The 19,748-nt window shown below is 65.6% G+C and carries 18 protein-coding genes and 1 pseudogene; 7 read left to right on the top strand and 12 right to left on the bottom strand.

All coding sequences use genetic code 11. The annotated features are described in order from the left end of the window. A complete protein-coding gene (locus LTT66_RS21575) occupies nucleotides 1-411 on the top strand; it encodes a DUF397 domain-containing protein (RefSeq protein ID WP_051047393.1) in 411 nt (136 codons plus the stop codon). 116 nt (nucleotides 412-527) lie between these two features. Here the strand turns inward: LTT66_RS21575 and LTT66_RS21570 are convergent, their stop codons facing one another. From LTT66_RS21570 to LTT66_RS21560, 3 genes are read right to left on the bottom strand one after another with little or no spacing between them, the layout of a single operon-like run. Continuing rightward, nucleotides 528-3,575, bottom strand: coding sequence for a glycine--tRNA ligase (locus LTT66_RS21570; RefSeq protein WP_051047389.1), 3,048 nt, complete (start codon nucleotides 3,573-3,575; stop codon nucleotides 528-530). Beyond that, nucleotides 3,572-4,966: a radical SAM protein gene (locus tag LTT66_RS21565; RefSeq protein WP_051047388.1), complete on the bottom strand. Its 1,395-nt coding sequence runs from the start codon at nucleotides 4,964-4,966 to the stop codon at nucleotides 3,572-3,574. The genes LTT66_RS21570 and LTT66_RS21565 overlap by 4 nt, the downstream gene beginning before the upstream one ends. Nucleotides 4,967-4,990: 24 nt before the next feature. Beyond that, complete coding sequence (locus LTT66_RS21560; RefSeq protein WP_138456833.1) at nucleotides 4,991-5,950, bottom strand: PqqD family peptide modification chaperone; 960 nt, start codon at nucleotides 5,948-5,950, stop codon at nucleotides 4,991-4,993. 446 nt (nucleotides 5,951-6,396) lie between these two features. Between LTT66_RS21560 and LTT66_RS21555 the strand changes: the two genes are divergently transcribed. Together LTT66_RS21555 and LTT66_RS21550 are read left to right on the top strand one after the other, a co-directional pair. Beyond that, complete coding sequence (locus LTT66_RS21555) at nucleotides 6,397-7,617, top strand: hypothetical protein (protein WP_082393300.1); 1,221 nt, start codon at nucleotides 6,397-6,399, stop codon at nucleotides 7,615-7,617. Further along, nucleotides 7,614-8,348: a glycosyltransferase family 25 protein gene (locus LTT66_RS21550; protein WP_043737899.1), complete on the top strand. Its 735-nt coding sequence runs from the start codon at nucleotides 7,614-7,616 to the stop codon at nucleotides 8,346-8,348. The genes LTT66_RS21555 and LTT66_RS21550 overlap by 4 nt, the downstream gene beginning before the upstream one ends. A 13-nt stretch (nucleotides 8,349-8,361) precedes the next feature. On the opposite strand, the gene LTT66_RS21545 is transcribed toward LTT66_RS21550, so the two are convergent. The 5 genes from LTT66_RS21545 to LTT66_RS21525 form a co-directional block, all read right to left on the bottom strand. Continuing rightward, the gene (locus tag LTT66_RS21545) at nucleotides 8,362-8,979 is read right to left on the bottom strand and encodes an acyltransferase (protein WP_232110915.1); all 618 of its coding nucleotides are present in this window, start codon (nucleotides 8,977-8,979) and stop codon (nucleotides 8,362-8,364) included. Nucleotides 8,980-9,020: 41 nt separating this feature from the next. Then, nucleotides 9,021-9,785, bottom strand: a complete 765-nt coding sequence (locus LTT66_RS21540; RefSeq protein ID WP_232110914.1) for an alpha/beta hydrolase — start codon at nucleotides 9,783-9,785, stop codon at nucleotides 9,021-9,023. A 42-nt stretch (nucleotides 9,786-9,827) separates the two neighbouring features. After that, nucleotides 9,828-10,556, bottom strand: a complete 729-nt coding sequence (locus tag LTT66_RS21535; protein WP_054814845.1) for a HalD/BesD family halogenase — start codon at nucleotides 10,554-10,556, stop codon at nucleotides 9,828-9,830. Between the two features lie 17 nt (nucleotides 10,557-10,573). After that, nucleotides 10,574-11,359: a phosphotransferase gene (locus LTT66_RS21530; protein WP_253807870.1), complete on the bottom strand. Its 786-nt coding sequence runs from the start codon at nucleotides 11,357-11,359 to the stop codon at nucleotides 10,574-10,576. 341 nt (nucleotides 11,360-11,700) lie between these two features. Further along, nucleotides 11,701-12,255 (bottom strand): GNAT family N-acetyltransferase, encoded by a 555-nt coding sequence (locus LTT66_RS21525; RefSeq protein WP_043737892.1) that lies wholly within the window; start codon nucleotides 12,253-12,255, stop codon nucleotides 11,701-11,703. A gap of 360 nt (nucleotides 12,256-12,615) precedes the next feature. On the opposite strand from LTT66_RS21525, the gene LTT66_RS21520 reads away from it, so the two are divergent. The 3 genes from LTT66_RS21520 to LTT66_RS21510 all read left to right on the top strand — a co-directional run bounded on the left by LTT66_RS21520 (nucleotide 12,616) and on the right by LTT66_RS21510 (nucleotide 16,025). After that, nucleotides 12,616-13,410, top strand: a complete 795-nt coding sequence (locus tag LTT66_RS21520) for a site-specific integrase (RefSeq protein WP_232110913.1) — start codon at nucleotides 12,616-12,618, stop codon at nucleotides 13,408-13,410. A 96-nt stretch (nucleotides 13,411-13,506) separates the two neighbouring features. Continuing rightward, a complete protein-coding gene (locus LTT66_RS21515) occupies nucleotides 13,507-13,806 on the top strand; it encodes a tyrosine-type recombinase/integrase (RefSeq protein ID WP_228792424.1) in 300 nt (99 codons plus the stop codon). Further along, nucleotides 13,803-16,025: a tyrosine-type recombinase/integrase gene (locus LTT66_RS21510; RefSeq protein ID WP_051047384.1), complete on the top strand. Its 2,223-nt coding sequence runs from the start codon at nucleotides 13,803-13,805 to the stop codon at nucleotides 16,023-16,025. Before LTT66_RS21515 ends, LTT66_RS21510 begins: the two co-directional genes overlap by 4 nt. A gap of 94 nt (nucleotides 16,026-16,119) precedes the next feature. On the opposite strand, the pseudogene LTT66_RS21505 reads toward LTT66_RS21510, so the two are convergent. The 4 genes and pseudogenes from LTT66_RS21505 to LTT66_RS21490 form a co-directional block, all read right to left on the bottom strand. Continuing rightward, nucleotides 16,120-16,245: pseudogene (locus LTT66_RS21505) on the bottom strand (recombinase family protein); the annotation flags it as partial. A 138-nt stretch (nucleotides 16,246-16,383) separates the two neighbouring features. Next, nucleotides 16,384-16,911 (bottom strand): PaaI family thioesterase, encoded by a 528-nt coding sequence (locus LTT66_RS21500; RefSeq protein WP_051047383.1) that lies wholly within the window; start codon nucleotides 16,909-16,911, stop codon nucleotides 16,384-16,386. 21 nt (nucleotides 16,912-16,932) lie between these two features. Beyond that, nucleotides 16,933-17,376 carry a universal stress protein gene (locus LTT66_RS21495; RefSeq protein WP_043737890.1) on the bottom strand — a complete coding sequence of 148 codons (444 nt, stop codon included), beginning with the start codon at nucleotides 17,374-17,376 and terminating at the stop codon, nucleotides 16,933-16,935. Beyond that, nucleotides 17,373-18,896, bottom strand: a complete 1,524-nt coding sequence (locus tag LTT66_RS21490) for an MFS transporter (protein WP_210747209.1) — start codon at nucleotides 18,894-18,896, stop codon at nucleotides 17,373-17,375. The genes LTT66_RS21495 and LTT66_RS21490 overlap by 4 nt, the downstream gene beginning before the upstream one ends. 188 nt (nucleotides 18,897-19,084) lie before the next feature. On the opposite strand from LTT66_RS21490, the gene LTT66_RS21485 reads away from it, so the two are divergent. Next, complete coding sequence (locus LTT66_RS21485; protein WP_043737888.1) at nucleotides 19,085-19,732, top strand: TetR/AcrR family transcriptional regulator; 648 nt, start codon at nucleotides 19,085-19,087, stop codon at nucleotides 19,730-19,732. The last annotated feature ends 16 nt before the right edge of the window (nucleotides 19,733-19,748 follow it).

Here is a 19,748-nt window from a genome sequence, read left to right as displayed (position 1 = left end):
GTGAACACCGGCACCCGCCTCGAATGGCGGACATCCAGCTACAGCAGCAACGGCGAGAACTGCGTCGAGGTCGCCCCCTCCGCCGGCTGGCGGACATCCAGCCACAGCGGGGCCGGTGAGAACTGCGTGGACGTCGCCCCCCGCGATAGTCGCGTCTACCTGCGGCACAGCAAGCACCCCTCGCACGGCACGATCACCTTCGATCTCCACGCATGGACCGCGTTTATCGACGAATCGCGCAGCGGCTCGCGCAGCGCCAACGGCATCGTCAATGTCCGCAAGGACGGAGCGGACACCCTCGTCCAGACTGCGGATGGCGCGATCAGGCTCCGCTTCGACGATGGCGAATGGACCGCCTTCGTTGCCGGAGCCCGCGACGGCGAATTCGATTTCCTGCCGAACACGAATTGACGGCGGCGGCCCGCGCGGCGGCAGCGGTAACTCATGACGGAAGCTCTGACCGTCTGACAATGACGTCGCGATCCGCCATGGCTCCAGCCGCCTGCGCGGTGCCGGGTCGACGAGTGTCATCCATCCCGCTTCTGCAGCATTTGGTGGACTTCTCGCCAGTCGATTCCGGCTGGAGCTTTCGCCAGGATCGCGGCCAGTAGACCCAGCCGTGCGGTGCGGTCGGCGGGGTCGTCGGCCATGACCAGGACATCGTCGAAAAACGTGGTCAGTGGCTCGATCAGGGTGTGGCCGTGGGGGATCCATTCGGTCAACGGCTTGCCATCGGCAACAGGCACCGAACCCATCACGGTCAGGAGCTGCTGCTCGGCGGGGCCGATGAGCCTAGCGGGGTCGTAGGTGGTGGGCGCGGCGGGAGGCAGGATCCGCATGATCCGTTGCAGTCCTTCCACAAGGTCGGCGAATCGGTTGTCCTCGCTGGCTTCGCTGATCTGGTCGATCAACATGTCCGCGCGATGCGGGGCCTCGGCGGAGGGACGGACTGCGGCGATGAGTCCTGGACCGACTGCTTCGTCGCGGAGTCGCTGCTCGTAGCGGGTGGTGATCAGTTCCTCAGCAGTGGACAGGACCGCGGGGTCGATGGTGAGGCCCTGGCCGCGGAGTTGGTCGGCGGCGGTCCTGAGGCCGATTGGGATGGTGACGTCGGCGAGTTCGGGGTGGTCGCGCAGGATTGCCAGGATTCCGGCTGCCGCGCGGCGCAGGCCGTAGGGGTCGGCGTTGCCGGTGAGTTTGGCGCCGACGGCGAGCATCGCGACCAGGAGGTCGAAGCGGTCTGCCAATGCAAGGAGCGCGCCGGGTGTGGTGGTGGGGAGGTCGTCTCCGGACGAGCGGGGCAGCTCCATTTCCCACAGTGCCGTGGCCACTGGTTCGGATTCGCGGGACTTGGTCGCGTATTCGCGCGCCATAGTGCCGGCGAGGGAGGTCATTTCGATCACCATTTGGGTGGCGAGGTCGAACTTCGCGAGGGCACCAGCGCGGGTCAAGGTGGCCGCGTCAGCAGCAGGGAGGCCACTGCGGGTGCCAAGTATGGAGGCCGCTGTGGCAATGCGGTCGGCGCGGTCAGCCATGGTGCCGACCTTCTCGTGGAACATGAGTGCCCCGAGCCGGGCCCGGAACTGGTCAGGGGCGATGGTCAGGTCGACATTCCAGAAGAACGCGGCATCCTCGAAGCGGGCGCGGAGCACGTTTTCGTTGCCGCCGCGGACGACGTCGGCGTCGCAGTCGCCGTTGGCCATCGTCACGAAGACCGGCAGCAGGTCACCCGCGCCGGAGCGGACCGGGAGGTAACGCTGATGCTTGCGCATCACAGTGATGAGGATTTGTTCTGGCAGGTCGAGGTATTTCGGGTCGAAATGGCCCAGGATACCGGTCGGGGATTCGACGAGGTTGGTGATCTCATCGATCAGGTCGGCGTCGCCGTCGACGTCGATCCGGCCGTTCGCGGCCTCAGCCAGAGCGGCGGCCGAGGACACGACGCGTGCGCGGCGCTCGACCGGGTCGACGACGATTCCCGCGGCCTCGAGTACTGGGAGATAGTGGTCGGCGGCAGGGAGATCGAACGTCGGTGTAGCGGACTGGCGGTGGCCTCGGGTGCTGCGGCCCGCTACCAATGTGCCGGCGGTGATCGGGAGGATCTGGTCGCCGAGTAGCGCGGTGAGCCATCGGATAGGGCGGGAGAAACTCAATTCCGGATCACGCCAGCGCATGTTCTTGTCCGCCCGCAACGACAGGGTGAGCCGGGACAGGACATCGGTGAGTACCACTGCCGCCGAACGGCCGGCGCGAGTGCTCTCGACCGCGACGTGCTCGGCACCGCCGACTTCGATCCGTTGCAGATCATCGGCCGAAACACCCTGCGCACGAAGGAAACCGGCGAGAGCCGGAGTGGATTTACCGTCGGCATCGTAGGCTGCGGCGACCTTCGGGCCCCGGCGCACGTTCACGCTGTCGGGTTCCCTATCGGCGATGCCCTCGACTCGCACGCCGATCCGGCGTGGGGTCGCCTGCACGGTGATCTCACCATGCGGCAGGGCAGTGGAATCAAGGAGTTCGATGAGTGTGGCGCGCACGCTGGAAATGCTCGCGGTCACGACATGCGGCGGTAGTTCCTCGGTGCCGATCTCGAACAGCAGCACCGATCCGGGTGCTGAAGTGATCGTGGCGGGATCGACGGGAGAAGTGGCCAGCGGCGGCGGGGCGTGTACTCCGCGCGGATACCCGGCCTCCGCACGTAAGTCGGTCCACAGGGCGGCGATCTCGCGGGATTGCTTGCGCATCACCGCGAACCACTTCGCGCGCTCGGCTGTACTCACCGCACCGCGCGAATCCAGAATGTTGAATGCGTGGCTGGATTTCAGGACATGTACATGCGCAGGGACCGGCAGCCGGGTGGTGATCATCCGGTCGGCTTCGGCCGAGTACGCGGCGAGCAGGCCACGGGTGGTGTCGATGTCGGCGTCGTCGAGGTAGTAGCGCGACATCTCGTACTCAGACTGGCCGAACACTTCGCCGTAGCTGACGCCGGGCGCGTAGGCGATGTGCTCGAAGTGTGTGACGCCCTGGATCGCCATCAGGATCCGCTCGAGGCCGTAGGTGATCTCGACCGGGATCGGGTCGAGGTTCTGTCCCGCGACCTGTTGGAAGTAGGTGAACTGGGTGATCTCCATACCGTCGAGCCAGACTTCCCAGCCCAGACCCCACGCCCCGATCGCCGGCTGAGCCCAGTTGTCCTCCACGAACCGCACATCGTGGGCATCGAGGTCGATACCGAGCGCGGCCAGCGAACCCAGGTACAACTCCTGCGGATCACCCGGTTCAGGTTTGAGTATCACCTGGAACTGGGTGTGGGTCTGCAAGCGGTTCGGGTTCTTACCGTATCGAGAGTCGTCGGGACGTACGGATGGTTCGACGTAGGCGACGTTCCAGATTTCCGGACCCAGCACACTCAGCAGCGTGGCGGGGTTCATCGTGCCGGCACCGACCTCGGTGTTGAACGGCTGACCCAGCAGGCAACCTCGCTGCGACCAGTACGCCTGCAGACGAAGGATCGCTTCCTGCATCGATACGGGGACGGAGGGGTTGTCGTTGTGGGCAGTTGCCGTGGTCATCCGGAAATCCTATCGGTGGCGAGAGCGGGCATTCCGAGCGCTACTCCGGTCGCTGGAGCGAAGAAGCTGGGCAGGTGGCAGCCGCCGCGGCAGGCGTCGGCGACTGCGCAACCGGTGCAGGTTGGCCTGGTGGCGACCGCTGCGTGCACGGCGTCGGTCAAGGCGGGCCATGCTCCGGCGAGGGGTTCGGTGTGCAGGGAACCGAAGTAGACGTTGGAGTGCGGACAGTTCCGCAATCGGCCGTCGTAGGAGACGCTGCCCCACACCATTCCCGATTCGCAGTGCCCGGATATCTGCGACAGCCGCAATCCGAGGGTTGGGTCGTCGGACCGTAACGGGGTGTCGGTATCGGAGGTGCACACCTTCTGCGCGCAGGGCCACGCCACCGTCATCCCGGGGCATTCGGTGGCAAGGAGGTGGTCGATGCGGGTGATCAGCGGCATGGTGACCGACACCGGAATGCCGTAGCGGTCGTCGTGGCGGCCGGTCGGGACGTAGCGCATGACGCCGAACTCGCGCACCCCGAGCGCATGCACATCGCGGATGACGTCCAGCGCACCGTCGATGTTGCTTTTGACCAGTGTCATCTCCGCGACCACGGTGATGCCGGCGTCGATCAGCAGTCGCATCGCGTCGATCGCGCGGTCATAGGCGCGGGGATGGCCGGTCAGTTCGTTGTGGGTGTCGCGGTCGCCGTGGATCGAGACGAGGACACAGCGCACGTTCGCTGCTGCCAGCCGCTTCGCCCGTTCGGCGGTGAGGAAGTGGCCGTTGGTGAACACCACCTGGTACAGGCCGCGGCGTCCACCGTGTTCGAAGATCTCCATCGCATCGGGGTGCAGCAGTGTCTCACCGCCGCTGTAGCGGATGACGAAACAGCCCCGGTCTGCGCATTCGTCGAGGATCGAGCATGCCAGCTCGGTCGGAATATGCTTTTCCGGCAATGCTTTTACCGCGCGCCGGACCTCGGCGTCGCTCATGTCCGGGTCGATCTTCCACACGTTGTAGCAGAATCCGCACGCCCAGTTGCATACGGCGGTGAGCTCGATTTCCAGCCGCAGCGGGAAGTCCAGCTTCGTGTCGAACCGCTTGTCGACGCCCAGCAACGATCCGCGGCCGTCGTCCTGGACGGCTGCTGGCTGCGGGGAGGTCAGGGTGGCGACCAGGTCGGCGGCGTCGGCGGCGACGCGTGAGGGGGCGGCGTTGTAGCGCTGCGCGATATCGCCGATGACGGTGTCGTCATCGGCGCCGGAGAACATCAGGGACACCATCGATTCGGCGACCGCGTTGCGGAGTCGATGGAAGGTGCCGGTGTGTGGGTCGAACAGCAGGCCGAGGTCGGCACGGTATCTCAGCTGCTGGGTCAGGGCCCGGGACAGGGTGGCGGGCATAGCGATGCTCCTCGCGTCGAGCGGTCAGGCGGGTGATAGCCGCGCGAACAACGTGGTGACGTCGTCGGCAACGCGCTCCGGCGGCACCTCATAGGTTTGGGCGAGCGTCTGCGTGATCTGCTCGAGGTCGAGACCCTGATAGGCCAGCTGTACTGCCTCCGCGGCGGTGGTGTTGACCAGTTGTTCGCAGCGGTCGCGTTGCCAGTCGTGCAGCAATTGCTTGCCCGGGTGATAGCGGTAGTGGCGCAGGATCCACTGCGGCGACCCGGTCGGGGCTTCGTCGATGGCCCGGTAGATCGCGCGGGCCTGGTCGATGTGGTCAGCGACCGACGGTCGTTCCAGCAGTCGACCCGCGTAGTCGCGCACGGTGGGGTCGTCGATGCCGATATGCCAGCCGCGGAGCTGCTGGAAGTAGGTCGACACCATCACATCCGCGAGCCCGAAGTCTCCGACGAGGAACGGACCGCCCGAACGGCGCAACAATCCGGACACTACATCGCACAGCCACCGTGCCTGCTCCACCGCGCCGGGCCCAGGAATGCCGGGGGCGGTACGGAGCGAGCGTGCGTAGGACGCGCCCTCGCGCAGGTACGGCAGGTCGTGACTCGCCCAGGCGGAGATAGAGCGGACCAAGGCCCGTTGGCGTCGCGTGGTGCCCATGAGGCTGGGACCGGAGTCCGGTGCGATTTCATCGAGGTATTCGGCGATCGAGACCACATCTCCGGCAACGGCTCCGGTCTCGGTGTCGGCCAGAATCGGGACCCGAGGCAGCAGCGACATCGCGGAGTCCTCCAGAATGCCTTCGACATCGGCTTCCGCGAGTTCGTCGGCATCACACGCGCAGCCGATACCGGCCTCGCGTTCGTCGGTCCCGTCGCCGGCGAACAGCACCCCGTCCGGACTTTCCCGGATCGGCCAATCCAGCTCCACGATCCTTTCGGCCACTGGAAGGCCCTTCTCGGCCACCGCGACTCGACCGCGCATCGACCATCCCGAAAAGTGGAGATCACCCACGTACAAGGTCAGCATTCGACCACCCCTTGTTGTTGCCGCCGGTCCCTGGCCGACCACACCGCGGCCGACCAGGGTTGTCATCTCAGTCGCACTGGCGGCTGATCATCGATTTCGTCTCCACCTTGGGGGCTTCGTACTCCCCACGCTCGGCCGTGGTGGTGGCGTGCTCCGACATGACTTTTCCCTTCCGTCGGTCTCCTGGACGGTGGCTGGAGTGCACGAATCCTGCTACTTCCGAACAGATTTTCGATCAGCCACGATTCGAGTGTCTGTCCACTGCGCTGTATGTGCTATCCCTGCTGCATCCCGAGTTTCTGGACACCCTGGACTGGAGTGGACATTTTCTGGACACAGGTAGTACGGCCGCTCGGGAAACCCGATGTCGCATTCGCCTTCGCTGGACATAAGGTGGACAGATGCTGGCGCCGCCCTCTATCGACCAGGTGAAGGACAGCTTGAGACGGGTGCGCCGCGGACTCGGATTGGCGCGGCCCACAGCACTGCTCACCATCATCGACGAACCTGTGCAGGCATATCTGTGCCGCGACTCCGACACCGAGCCTGGCTCTGCCGAACACATCGAACATCTCGCCGCAATCCTGCGTCAGGCGATCGGTCAGCTCACCGAGAGCGAGCGGGTCTACGCCGAAGTGGATTTCAACGTTCGACCTGACCACAGTTACCCGACGCTCACCGACAGGCAAGAGTCCCTGGCCCAGCACCTCAAGTGCGCGGTCAAGACCGTGCGCCGCCGTTCCGACCAAGCCCTCGACACCCTGGCTTATCTCCTGGTAACGATCTCGTCGGCTCCTGACGGGGCACAGACGCAGGCCATCGACCGCAGCCCGAGCCACCACGGCCGGGCCAGCAAACAGGATCCCTACGATGCTGTGCGCCGGTTCTGGGGCCTGCGTCCTAGCGGTGGCGTCGACATTGTCTGCTCCGAAATCCCCGTGGACGAACGTCCAGAGTATGCGTCACCACAGGATCGGAACTACCTGCGGTATGCCAAGTTCGCTGACTTGGACACATTGATCTTCGTCCGCACCCAACTGGCGCAACTCGCTCCCACCGCGGTTGTGCGCGACTTCGCGCCCTCGGAGTACTTCGATACCCAGGTCGAGGTTCTCGTGGTGATCGGCGGCCCACCGTGGAACGCCAAATACCGGGAGTTCCTCCCTCAGTTACCCTTCTACTTTGATGCGAATCCGCTCGGTGAGGACGACCCGCTCGTCGTACCCGAACTGGACAACCTCTGTATGGCTCCACGGTGGACACCCGGTGGCGAGCTGATCGAAGACCTCGCCGTGCTCACCCGGCTCACCGTGCAGGGAACCACCGCGCTACTGCTGGGCGGGTGCCTCACCCTCGGGGTCCTCGGCGCGGCCCGCGCACTACTCGATCCACGACGAGGACCCACCAATGTCGAATACCTCTCCGACCACGTCGGTCAGGATGACTTCGTCGTGGTCACCGAAGCCCGTCGCGTCGGCGGCATCACCGACGTCGCCGACCTCACCGTCATGGAGCCCCTGCTGCTCATGTCCCGCCCCCACGGCGCGAACTGGGGAGTCGTGATCGACAACACCAAACGCTTCACCTGCCATCACCGCTGCTCCCCCGGGCAAACGGCGTGACGAATCTGGACGACATCGCCACCTATGTCGTGAATCTGCCACGGCGGAAAGACCGCCGAGCATGGATCAGCGCCCGGCTACCTTCGGCAATGACGGTCACCTACACCTCGGACCTCGACGTGGTCATCGACGGCCGGCAACTCGCCACCAGCGACCTCCAGGCGCTTGGAATCAAGCTGTTCGACTGGCAAATCGACTCCGACAACCCGTGGTGGAATCGACCGCTCAAATACGGCGAAATAGGCTGCACTCTCGCTCATCTCGCATGCTGGAACCACGCCGAGAAGCACAGCGCAGCCCCGTACACTCTGATCCTCGAAGACGACGCGACCCTCCCACCGGAATTCGCACCACGCCTTCTCCAGACCCTGAACCTGATCGACGAAGTCGATATCGCATTCGACATGCTGTACCTCGGGCGCGACCTGCTCCGGCCGGACACCCCTACGCCGGTTCCCGGGATCGTCCACCCCGGCTACAGCCACTGCAGCTACGCCTATCTGCTCACTCGCAGTGGCCTGCGTACCGCACTGTCCACCGAACTCACCGAGGCCATCGTGCCGGTCGACGAGTTCCTTCCCGCCCTCTACACACCACATCCACGACCCGATGTGCGGGCACGGTTCGCACCGCGACTCACCGCGCTAGCGTTCGATCCGCCGCTGGTCACACAACGACCGAAGGACGACGCCGGCAGCGACACCGAGAATTCCGACTTCATTCGGTGGTGATGCGCGGCTTCGATCACCGCATCGGTCGCGGTGCCGTCCAGTGTTCGATCAGCGCCGAAAGACGTTTACCGGGCCACTCGCCGATCGGCGTGTGAACATTGACGCCGGTGACGACGTGCTCACTCGGCACGTTCTTGGTCACGACCGCGCCGGCCGCGACGTAGCTGCGAGGCCCGATCCGGACGCCGCCGACCACTCGTGCACCAAACCCGACCACCGAATCCGCCTCGACCACGGGCGGTTCTTCATCCACTCCCCACCAACCCAGATGCGGACTCGTGTACTCGTGGACCAGCTCGCCCATCACGGTCGCGCGGTCACCGATCACCGTCGCATCGCAAACGAACCCAGCGACACACGCGTCCGCGCCGATCGTGACGCGATCACAGATGTAGGCGCCGTGGACGACCCGGGTCCGGTCGCCGATCACACACCCGTACCCGATCCGTGCCCGGTCTTCTACCACGCACTCCATGCCAAGAGCTGTGCCTTCCTGGATGATGACCTGGTTGAACAGCAGACTCCGATCTCCGATCACGACAGGAGTACCCGCCGACCATCGCCCACGTTGAGCTTCCCGCAGACGCGTTTCCTTCGGGCATCCCAGAACGCAGTGCTCGCCGATGATCACATCATCACCGAGCCGAATCGGCCCGTGCAGGTCCCTGGGAGTCACGAGGCGGGCGCGACCTGGCCGACCAGCCAGTCAACCGTCTCCGAGATCGCCTGATCTTCGCGCTCCCGCGAGTCGAAGCCGTGATCCGAACCAGCGATGGTACGCAGCGCCGTATTCGGCCTCGACATCGCGGCCCGAGCGGAAATCTCGTAGGAGACCGCGGTGTCACGGTCTCCATGGACGATCAGCGACGGCACGGTGCTGTCGAGGAATCGTGCCAGTGGGTCGTAGTGGGCGAACTCGCTGAACAACACGCGGCCGAGTTCGAATTCCCCGTCGACCACCAGGACTCCGGTGTCGTGCAATAGTTTGCGCTGCGACGCGCCGAAGTTCTCTTCACCCCACGCCAAATCCGGCTCCAGGAACGTATGCCGCAGGTCGAGGACAGGATTCCACAGCACCAACCGATCAAGCCCATCAGCAAGCCACGGCAGCGACAGCACCGTGGACACGGCCCCGAAACTAGCCGCCACAATCGAAAACCGGCCCGGAAACCGCCCCTGGAGGAACTGCACCGCAGCCTCCAGATCCAGGCACTCGCCAGCAATGGTCACTCCGCGTTGCGTCCCACCGCTGTTTCCATGCCCCCGGAACGAGAACCGCACGACATCAAATCCCACAGCGGTCAGTCGCTCGGCCAAGCGGACGAACATCCCACCGCCCTCGTCCATATCCACAGTGATCCCGTGCACCAGCAGCACGACCCCCTTGGCCGGAACGGATGCCATATGGACCGCTGCGTCGAGCCGCACACCGTCCACTGATCCCAATGTGACGCTCTCAACCGGCAAGGTTTCCTCCGCTCAATCCCCAGGCTCGGACCACAGTGCGTCCATCGTCTCGTGCGATACGGGCCGCGACAATTCATCCTCCGCCGCGAACGCCATGTTCACAATCGTGCGGCGGCCCCGCCGAATCGGGTGCACCCGATGCAGCGTCGTACTCGCCCGCATGAGATACACCTGTCCCGGACCGGCCTCCAGCCGGTGGATCGCGCGATCACGAAGTACCTGCTCGATGCCCGGCTGCTGCTTATCCCACACCGTGCCCGGGACACACTCGACGAATCCGCCGTCAACGGTGTCCGGGCATTCGGCCACCCACACCAGCGCGAAACTGTAATCGTCCCAATGCCATCCATGCGTGTCACCCACCCGGTCCAGCTGGGTAACCACGAACTGTTCGGGCTCATACGGGCATGAATACACAGCTTGACCGGCCACGGCAGCCACAACCTCGGCGACCTCGGGTGATGCATACGTCTCCCGGATCACAACTCCGCTCTCCGCGATCTGCGCCCGCCTCACGTTCCTCATCCGGCGAGGCGTGAAACCTGTCTCGGCGAAAGCCAAGTCCCGACGGACGCCCAACTGCTCCGCCAACCAGATGGCCTCAGCCGCAATCGCATACCGAACTGACGCGGGAAAGAGCCAGGACACCACCGCGGCACCGTGCCGCTCCAGGTCGTCATGCGCGGCGGCGATCCGCTGCGCATGTTCGACTTCGTACCTCGTGTTCACACCACCGGTCATAGCGGACCGCGCTGCGCTCACTTCCACCCGACCCGCCGCTGCAACCACGCAACCGTTGCGCGACCTGACTCGGCGCGGTGCCGACGCAGAGCCACCGACTGCGACCCTCCAGGCCGACGGCTCTCTCGGATCCAGTACCCCGCCAGCGCGCACACCAGCGCAGAGATCGCATCAGGATCGACGCCCCGGGTGAGGGCGTGCGAGCCCAGGATCGGTTCGGGATCGACCCCATGCAGGGCGAAGGCGGTCGCCAGGAACACCAGATCCACCCACGCCGCACCCACGGATGGCCAGGACCAGTCCACGATCATCACCGTGCCATCGGGGCGCACCAGCATGTTGTCGGCGCGAAGATCGGTATGCAGCAACGTCTGCCCGACCGTGGCACGCTCCCACCCGGATTCGAGAACAGCGAGCCGATCCACGTTCCGGGCCGACCACTCGTCCAAGTTACCGGCCAGCTCGCCGCCGGCCAGCTTCCGCCAACCTGATAAGTCCGATCCGAGATCATCGGCCAGGGTCGGTACGTCCGGTAGTGGGTTCGGTGTCAGCATCCGTGCCATGTCCTCGACCACGGCGAGCACCGCCGCCAATTCCGTAGGCTGGTCGAAACGGGGATGGCGACCGGTGACGTCGTCGAATACCAGGACTCGCCACCCGTCGATTTCCAGCATGAACCTCACCGCTGGTGCCGGGATCTCTGCTGGGAGCTGAGTCGCGGTGTCGCCTTCGATCCGGTACCGGTGGGCGAAACGGTCTCTGATGGGGATTGCTTTGGCAAACACCGTGCGACCGTCCACCATCGCTAGCCGGGATGCCATTCCGCGGCTGAATCCGCCCGGTTGGGTCGATCCCGAACGCACTCCCGCGCCCAAGCGACTCTCGATCTCGCCTCGCACCGAGATGGGCAGCTCGCTCCACGCGATCCGGGACACCGGGATTTCGATCTCGGTCATCGGACAATAGTGCCGCGCGAACAGCGGCCTTCACCAGCTAATTTCCCGCTCGGCAGCCCGTCCGGGATGATCGTCGTCCCGGGCGATAGCGGGTCATAGTAGCCCTGACCGAGTAGGAGGCCGTCATGGTCGTAAGCGACGGTACCGAATCTGGAGGTGCCCACCGAGGTCAGCCAACAGGCGGCCGATCAGGACAGATCAGAACCCAACATCGAATACATGATCATGTCCCGACGCTCCTCGCCGACCAGCTGCCAACTGCGGAGCAGGCCCTCACACTGGAAACCCACACGCTCAGCCGTCCGCTGGGATGCGGCATTCCAGGGCTCGACATATAGGTGAAGGCGGCGGATCTCCAGGTCAGTAAGGGCCCAGGCAGTGACCGCTCGAAGCGCTTCCGCAGCGACCCGCTGACCACGAGCGGACTTGACCACCCAGTAGCCCAGCATCGCACGCCCCTCGTCCAGGTCCCGCAACCACAGACCGACCGACCCGAGCGGCCGACCGTCCTCAACCCGCACGATGACGAACGGATACCCACTGCCGGTCGATACACGCTCCCACTGCCGACGCACGAAGGCTTCGCCTGCTTCTCGCGAGTACACCGCCGGAACGGTCGTGATCAACGGGATGTGATCGTCGCTCGACGCCTCTCGAACCAGAGGCAGGTCGCTGATCTCCCAGGAGCGGAGCACAAATCTGTCGTTTGCAGTCAAACGCGGGATATCCAACGGGGCAACCATGCTCGCATCCTGCCGAGATGCCCACGCAGGCGCACGCCCATTTCACACCCGAGATCTGCGGGTTCGGCCAACGGAATGGCTTCACCGCCAAGGTGCGGGACGGCGGTGGGACCACGATCGAGCAATGGCGCCTCTAGTCGATCCAGTACCGTCGCATCGTGCTGCCGTCGGCCCAAAGCTCGACCCCCTCCAAGACCCCGCCGCAAGCCTCGATGACGTATTGACTGAACTAACTTCGTAATCCTTGCAGGTCAGCTTAGGTTTCTGCTAGCTTTCCTCGCCATGTGCGAAGAGGGCGGCGAGCGATATCTGTCGAGACTCGTTGTGCCGGACGTCGGTCGGCTCCAAAGGACCGGTGACGTGTGGGAGCCATACCAGCTTCTCGACGCGAACGGCGCGGTCATCGAACCCGCGGCGAGGTACTTCGCCGAGCTACAGGCCACCGACAAGCAGCCGTCGACGATCCGGTCATATGGCAGCGATCTGCTTCGCTGGTGGCGGTTCCTCGCCGCGATCGGCATGTCGTGGGACAAAGTAACGCCAATGGAGGGGCGCGACTTCGGACGATGGAGGTTGTTGGCGGACAAGCCGATGAGAGTTCATTGGCGGCACCGGACCGACGGCCAGTTGCCCGGTTTGCCCCGCGGCCGCCCCAGCCAGGTCGTCAATGCCGTCACTGGCAGGCCGAGCCCGGGACCGAAGTACTCGCCAGCGTCGCGGGCGCACGCCGAGACCGTCTGGCGGGCGTTCTACGACTTCCAGCTGGAACTCGGCAAAGGCCCATTGATCAACCCATTCCCGCTGGACCGCTCACGACGCTCAAGGCGGGCTCACGCGCACCACAACCCGATGGATCCGCATCGGAAGGAGCGGGTCGGCCGCTATCGGCCGAAGGTTCCCAAGCGGATCCCGAAGAAGATCCCCGACGAGCAATTCAACACGGTGTTCGCGGCACTGAAGTCGAACCGGGACCGCGCCCTGCTGGCGCTCTGGGTGTCCACCGGCGCCCGCGCCGAAGAACTACTGTCCGCCTGCCAGGGCGATGAGGATCCCGGCCAGCAACTGATCACGGTTACACGAAAGGGTTCTCGCAAAGCTCAGCAGTTGCCGGCTTCGCCTGATGCGTTCGTCTGGCTGCGGCTCTACCAGGAATAACTCTGGCGCAAGGGCGCTTCCCGCGGTCACCGCCATCCACTCTGGTTCACGCTACGCCGACCTTGGCGGCCGCTGTCCTATCACGCGGCCCGAGCAATGTTCACCCGCGCCCAGGAAGCGCTCGGCTCCAACTATCCGCTCCACGCCCTTCGGCACACCGCGGCCTACCGCATGGCCGATGACCCGGACATGGACATCACCGACGTCCAGTGGATCCTTGACCACGCCGATCTGACGACCACGCAGCTCTACACCACCCCTACCCACGGTGAGGTGATCACGGCTGCGCTCGCCCACCACGCGCGCCAGAACGAGCGCGCGGCAGCCCCACCGGAGCCGCCAGCGTCGGGTTACGACCCACGTTCTCTCGACGTCATATTCGGCAGGACGCAGTGAAATCATCGACAACCACAGCGACGGCTGAGGTCGGTTCGACCAGCCGAAAGCAGGAACTGACGCGCGAAGCGCGTGGAGTGCTCGCCGAGACCATCCTGGATCAATTTCCCGCTCGACCAGTGCTTTCCGCTTCGCGTCAGGCCCTGACCGTCGAGAAAACCATTGAACGGCTCGAGGGGTTACGGCTTCCTCCGGTGTCGGACGATATGCGCTTTCGTCGCAGACTGTGTGTCAAGAGGCTGCTCGGCAGGCTGGAGATCTTCCCTGGCGAGACCTGGCAGCAGCGATGGCAGGCCAGCGGTGCCGAAACCGCTGAGCCGCACTGGACTGCGGCCGCCGCGGAATGGCACCGGGCACACGGCCGGGTAGGCGACAAGTCCCAGCTGCTGACCGCGCTGATGCTGCTGTCCATTGCAAGGATCATCTGTCCCAGCCCGACATTCCTGCTTACTATCAACCGAACCGGAACCTGGACGACTAGGATCGCCGAGTATCGCGATCCGTCGGGTTTCGGGCTACTCAAGACGGCGATGACGCCCGAAATCCGGTCGAGCACCTGCCTCCCCGTCATCCGATGGCAGCTCTGTGTCCTGCTGCTGACCAAGGGCGGCGGCGTTCGCGACATCACCGTCGGAGACTGTGTCGAGTTACGCAAGCAGGAGATAGCCATCGGTTTGCCCGGAAAGGGGCGCTATCTGTTCTACACCCTGCTCGAGGCTGCGGGATTCCTTCCGCAGGGTGCGCCGGTGACCCTGCGCGCAATCATGAACTATGGCGGACGATCCAGCATCGAGCGACTCGTGGATCGGTATCACGTCGCTGATCCCGAGGTCCGCAACCTGCTGGTCAGCTACCTGGCGGAACGGCAAGTCGCCCTGGACTACACCACACTCGACTCGTTGTCGCGGGTGCTGGTTATGAATTTCTGGACGGATCTGGAAGCACACCATCCAGGCATCGACTCGCTCGACCTCGACCCGAAAGTGGCGCATGCGTGGAAAGAACGCCTCCGCGTCAAGATCCAGAATAAGCGCCTGCCGGACGGGACCACCGTCGAGGTCACCGTCCCACGGGTGAACTACCTCCAACTCCTGACCACAGTCCGGGCGTTCTACCTGGACATCGCGCAATGGGCTACCGAGGATTCTGCGCGATGGCCGCGATGGGCCGTTCCGTGCCCCATCCGCGCGTCGGAAACCGCGCACTCGACCAGGAAGGTCAATTCGCGCCGAAAGGCGCGCATGGACCAGCGGACCCGCGAACGCCTGCCCTTGCTGCCAGTTCTGGTGCGGACCGCCGAACGCCGCACCGAGGAGGCCCGCCTCCGACTGGACGCAGCGTTGAATTCTGAACCCGGCAAGCCGTTCACCGTCTTCGGCGAGACCTTCACCAGAGTCTCCGCACGCAGAAACGAAAATCAGCGGCTCAGTATGGTTACGGGCGTCTTCGACTCGACCGGCCGCCGCCGCCACCTTCGTGCCGAGGACCATCGTGCCTTCTGGGGTTGGGCAGCAGTCGAGTTTCTTCGGCACACCGGCGTCAGGGTCGAGGAGATGCTCGAAACGAGCCATCACAGCATCATCCAGTATCGACACCCCCAAGCAGGGCAGATCATCCCGCTGCTGCACGTCGCGCCGTCCAAGACCGACGAGGAACGCCTCCTCGTCGTCAGTCCGGAGCTGGCCGATGTCATATCCGCGATCATCGCCCGAGTTCGGCAGAAGGACGGAGCCATTCCATTGGTCCCCTTCTATGACCTCTCCGAACGATGCTGGGCCACGCCGGCTCCGCTGCTGTTCCAGTGGAACAACGGCAGCCATACGCGAGCCATAGCGGCGTCGACGATCCGCAAATGCATCAGGGAAATACTCGAGTCGACGGACATAAAAGACGCCGGCGGCCAACCGCTCTACTTCGTGCCCCACGACCTGCGCAGAATATTTGCCACGGACGCAATTCTGAACGGGATGCCCCCGCACATTGCGCATGCTGCTGGGTCACAACGACATATCCACCACCATGGGTTACAAGGCCGTCTACCCACAAGAAGCAATCAACGGCCACCGCGCGTTCATCACGCGGCGCCGAGGAACGCGGCCGAGCGAGGAATACCGCACCCCTACCGATGCCGAGTGGGAGGAATTCCTGGGCCATTTCGAGCGCCGCAAGGTTGCGCTCGGCGAATGCGGGCGCGCATACGGAACTACCTGCCAGCATGAGCACTACCTGTCGCTCGTCGATGGCCGCTGCGGCGGAGGTGGCGGCGGCGAGTGCGTTGTCCAGGCCGGCCCGGTTCTTGCGGGTGGTCCCGGAGAACCCTTTGTCGATGAAGATCCGCTCGCGCGGCGCTCCGAGCGCCAGTAGTTGTTCGGTTTGGATCTCGACGTCTTGTTCGTCGGTGGAGCAGCGGCAGTATCCGATGCGGAACGGCTCACCCATGCCGAAAGTGTTCCAGATGGCGGGGGTTGACCGGCACAGTTTGCGGAACACCTCTACGGAACACCGGTGTGCTGGGCCGATGTTCGTTCTGCGTGGTGTTCCGGTGGACGATCGGGTTACGGAACAGGTCAGGGGGTGTTATCGGTGTGTGGGGGTTTGTTGTGGGGTGAGGAAGTGGTTGACGTCGACGATGAGGAACAGTGCGGTGGCGGTGGTGACCACGTGGGCGTGGTCGTTTTCGATGGTGGCTTTCAGGTGGAGTTTGCGGCCGTCGCGGGAGTGGATGTGGGCGCGGAGGGTGTAGGGGGTGTCGAGCAGGATCGGGGCGAGGTAGTCGATGGCGAGGTGGCGGGTGACGGCGGGTTCCCCGACGGTGTAGAGCAGGAGTCCGAACAGTTCGTCGAGGACGGTGGCGACCGCGCCGCCGTGGGCGATCGCTGGGGCGCCGACGTGGCGGGAGTCGAAGCGGTGGTGGGCGTAGACGCCGTGTGTGTCGCGTCGGGCGCGTAGCTGGTGGCCGTGGGGGTTGGCCGGTCCGCAGCCGAGGCAGTGGTCGTGGTGGGGCGGCAGGTCGGCGGAGTCGGGTGCGTGTACGGGGAAGGCGGGGATCCAGTCCGGGACCTGGCGGGGCTCGGGTGTGTGGGTGCTGGGTGTGTTCTCGGTCATGGGTGCTTTCTGTGAGTGTGTTTAGGCGGTGATGAGGATGTCGCAGTGGGTTTTGCGGGCGAGCTCGATCGGTGGGGTGGACAGCAGCTGGGCCAGCAGTGGTGACCGGTGGGGGTTGGCGGTGACGATGAGGTCGGCGGCGGTGGCCGCGGCCAGGTGCAGCAGCGCGGGTAGGGCGGGTTCGTCCAGGATGTGGGTGTCGACGTCGGTGGCGCCGTGGGCGAGGGCGTGCTGGTGGGCGATGCGCAGGACGGTGTCGGCGGGGGTGCTGCCGTGCAGCGGGGAGGTCTCGGGTCCGGGCCGGTCGAGGTGGGCCTTGGGTGTGTGTTCGTCGATGCGGTGGCGAGCGCAGACGATCAGTAGCCGGGCGTGGGTGGCGTGGGCGAGTTCTGCGGCGTGCTCGACCACACGGTAGGAGCGGTCGGATCCGTCGGTGTCGACGATGATCGTGTGGTAGGCCGTCATGACGGGCGTCTTTCACGAGGAGAGGCGTGTGAGGAGGGGGGAGAGGTTCTCATGTGCGGGCGTGGCGTGCGGCCGGGGGCCAGGACGGCCAGCACGATCGCTGTGGCGGTGGTGAGGGCGGCCAGTGCGAGCGCGGCCTGGCCGCTGCCGTGCACGAACGCGGCTTGGGCGAACTCGGCCAGCGGCGCGGCTACCGGTCCTGCCTGGTCGGCGACTTGCAGGGCGGCGGCCAGGGAATCGGCGACCGGGCCGCGGGCGGGCTCGGGTAGCCGGGCCAAGGCGGGCTGGATGCGGTGGGTGTAGCCGGCGGCGAGGACGCTGCCGGCCACGGCGATCCCGATCGCGGCGCCGATCTCGCGGGCGGCGTCGTTGACCGCGGCGGCGACCCCGTGTTTGGCCTCTGGGGTGTCGGCGACGATGGCATAGGTCGCCGGGGCGGTGCACAATCCCAGGCCCGCGCTCATGATCAGCAGCGGCCACAGCAGGTCGGGATAGTTTGCGGCCAGGGTCAACCGGCTCACCAGCACCAGCCCGGCGGCGATGGTGAGCAGGCCGGTCACGGTCATCACCCGTAATCCGACCAGGCTCGACAGCCACGGCGCGATCACCGAGATCGCGACCAGCGGCACCACCATCGGTGCCAGTGCCAGCGCCGAGGCCAGCGGCCCGTAACCGAAGATCAGCTGCAGGTACTGCACCAGCAGCAGGAACACTCCGAAGGTGACCAGGAACTGGATGGTCACCGACAGCGACCCGGCACCGAAACCGCGGCGGGTGAACAACCGCACGTCCAGCAGCGGCGCCGCGCTGCGCAGTTCGACGACCACGAACGCCACCGCCGCGGCCACACCGATCCCGGCCGCGGCGGCGACGAGCGGGTCGGCCCAGCCGCGTGCGGGGACCTCGATCGCGGCGAACACGATCGCGGCGACCGCGACCGCCACCGTGCCCGCGCCGACCCAGTCCACCGGCGGATGCTCACGGTGGCGGGATTCGGCGATGGTGCACGCCAGCACCGCCAGCACCGTCCCGGCCACGGTCAACCCGACGAACACCGAGGGCCACGACCATCGTTCGAGCAGCACCCCGGCACCGAGGATCCCCAGCACCGCCCCGGATCCGGCGACCCCGGCCCATATCCCGACCGCCCGGCCGCGATGAACAGGGGCGAACCCCGCGGTCAGGATCGACAGCGTCGAGGGCATCACCAGCGCCGCGCCCGCCCCGGCCAGGGCGCGCGTCGCGATCAGCCACACCGGCTCGTCCAGCAGCAGCGGCAGCGCCGAGGCGGCGGCGAACACCACCAATCCCGCCACCAGCACCACACGTCGCCCGTAACGGTCACCGACGGCGCCGGCGGGCAGCACCAGACACGCCAGCACCAGTGTGTAGCCGTCGACGATCCAGGTCAGCTGAGCTTGGGTGGCCCCGGTCGCGACCGCGATCTGCGGCAACGCCGAATACAACGCCGCCATCGCCGCGACCACCAGCGCCACCGCCAGGCACGACACCGTCAGCATCCACCACTCGGCCCGGGTCCACCGGGCGATCTCGACAGTGTCCGTCCCAGGCGTGTCCACCGGCACCTCCCGACTTTAGAGACCGATAGTCTCTGTGCGAGACCATTCGTATCATAGGGGTCGGGGTGTGGGATAGAGTCCACTCACACCCACAGCCGCACGGCACGAATCCGGAGGAACACGCGTCCATGACCGACCCGCACCCCGCGGACGACGAGCAGGCCGATCCGCGGCTGGCACGCTCACGCAACCGGTTGCTCGACGCGGCCACCCATCTGCTGTCCACCGGCGGTGTCGAGGCGGTCACCGTCGAAGCGGTCACCCGCGTATCGAAAGTCGCGCGCGCCACCCTCTACCGGCACTTCGGCAGCACCACCCATCTGCTCGCGGCGACCTTCGAACGGCTGCTCCCCCACGTCGACGCCCTCACCGGCACCACCCCGGTACGCGAGCAGCTCCTCACGCTGCTCACCACCCAAGCCGACCTCATCGAACAGGCCCCGGTACAGATGACCACCCTGGCCTGGCTGGCCATGGGATCCATCGACGACAACCACACCGACCCGGCCGCGCTCACCTCACTACGCGCCCGCGTCATCGAGCAATACCGCCGACCGTTCGACCAGATCCTCACCAGCCCCGACGCCCGCGCCACACTCGGCGAACTCGACACCACCTTCGCCATCATCGAACTCCTCGGCCCGATCGTGTTCGCCCGCCTCACCGGACTACGCACCATCGACCACGACGACTGCGCCCGGCTCGTCGACAACTTCCTCACCGCTCACTCAACAGCCACCGCATCAACCAGCCCGACCGGCACCGGCAGGCCGTAACCACAGATCGGCCGCG

The sequence above is a fragment of the Nocardia gipuzkoensis genome (assembly GCF_021183645.1).
Lineage (GTDB): Bacteria > Actinomycetota > Actinomycetes > Mycobacteriales > Mycobacteriaceae > Nocardia > Nocardia abscessus.
This window is presented reverse-complemented; position numbering and strand designations above follow the sequence as displayed.

Bases quoted from the DNA above. Each gene is read 5' to 3' on its own strand.
- LTT66_RS21515 (WP_228792424.1), top strand. From the start codon at position 13,507: ATGTTCACCCGCGCCCAGGAAGCGCTCGGCTCCAACTATCCGCTCCAC.
- LTT66_RS21560 (WP_138456833.1), bottom strand. From the start codon at position 5,950: ATGCGCGGTCGAGTCGCGGTGGCCGAGAAGGGCCTTCCAGTGGCCGAA.
- LTT66_RS21485 (WP_043737888.1), top strand. From the start codon at position 19,085: ATGACCGACCCGCACCCCGCGGACGACGAGCAGGCCGATCCGCGGCTG.
- LTT66_RS21490 (WP_210747209.1), bottom strand. From the start codon at position 18,896: ATGCTGACGGTGTCGTGCCTGGCGGTGGCGCTGGTGGTCGCGGCGATG.
- LTT66_RS21565 (WP_051047388.1), bottom strand. From the start codon at position 4,966: ATGCCCGCCACCCTGTCCCGGGCCCTGACCCAGCAGCTGAGATACCGT.
- LTT66_RS21530 (WP_253807870.1), bottom strand. From the start codon at position 11,359: ATGGTGGACGGTCGCACGGTGTTTGCCAAAGCAATCCCCATCAGAGAC.
- LTT66_RS21570 (WP_051047389.1), bottom strand. From the start codon at position 3,575: ATGACCACGGCAACTGCCCACAACGACAACCCCTCCGTCCCCGTATCG.
- LTT66_RS21500 (WP_051047383.1), bottom strand. From the start codon at position 16,911: ATGACCGAGAACACACCCAGCACCCACACACCCGAGCCCCGCCAGGTC.
- LTT66_RS21555 (WP_082393300.1), top strand. From the start codon at position 6,397: ATGCTGGCGCCGCCCTCTATCGACCAGGTGAAGGACAGCTTGAGACGG.
- LTT66_RS21495 (WP_043737890.1), bottom strand. From the start codon at position 17,376: ATGACGGCCTACCACACGATCATCGTCGACACCGACGGATCCGACCGC.
- LTT66_RS21525 (WP_043737892.1), bottom strand. From the start codon at position 12,255: ATGGTTGCCCCGTTGGATATCCCGCGTTTGACTGCAAACGACAGATTT.
- LTT66_RS21535 (WP_054814845.1), bottom strand. From the start codon at position 10,556: ATGACCGGTGGTGTGAACACGAGGTACGAAGTCGAACATGCGCAGCGG.